This window comes from Bartonella sp. AA81SXKL (assembly GCF_042196945.1).
In the GTDB taxonomy this organism is placed as follows: domain Bacteria; phylum Pseudomonadota; class Alphaproteobacteria; order Rhizobiales; family Rhizobiaceae; genus Bartonella.
The window spans coordinates 1-564 of the sequence record NZ_JBHIRH010000397.1; the positions used below are offsets into that span (position 1 = coordinate 1).

1 protein-coding gene is annotated in these 564 nt (G+C 48.0%); it reads right to left on the reverse strand.

Annotation, left to right across the window (positions count from 1 at the left end):
• Nucleotides 1–564 (reverse strand): hemagglutinin repeat-containing protein (locus ACFINZ_RS11915; protein WP_375701637.1); only part of this gene is annotated, 564 nt, incomplete at both ends.

Below are 564 nucleotides of genomic sequence, written 5' to 3' on the forward strand. Positions count from 1 at the left end.
TTGTTTTGTCTTTAACTATGATATTAAAGCCGCCATCACCCGCTTTGATGCCTGATTGTTCCACAACACTATGATAATCACTAGAGGATTTATCGTTTTGGAAAGAGGCGCTCATGGCCCCCCCACCACCCGTTTGTCCAGCACCAAACCCAACAGAAACAGAGTTTTGCTTACTGGAAGTTTGTCCCGTATCACTGCGGCTGGTAATGGCAAAATCACCCCCTACTTCCATTTCTACACGCTCTCCAGAAACCACGGCGCCTGCCAATGTGGTGTTTGCCCCACTCGTGGTATGAACAGTGCCGGTGCCTATAATATGGCTGTTTTTGTGTTGAACTTCCTCACTGGAACCTTCCCCTTGACTAAAAGCAGCACTGCCCGTTGCCCCTGCGCCACCCGTGCCATAACCGGTGCCAACACTCATTGAAGCACTTTCACTGCTGTTTTGTGTGCTTTGCGTGTTTTGTGCACTTTCAAAGATGATATCTTTACCTGCTTCCATGGTGATCTTTCCGCTCTGTGCATCATTTTCCAGCACATAGATTGGATTGGTACCAGCGATAA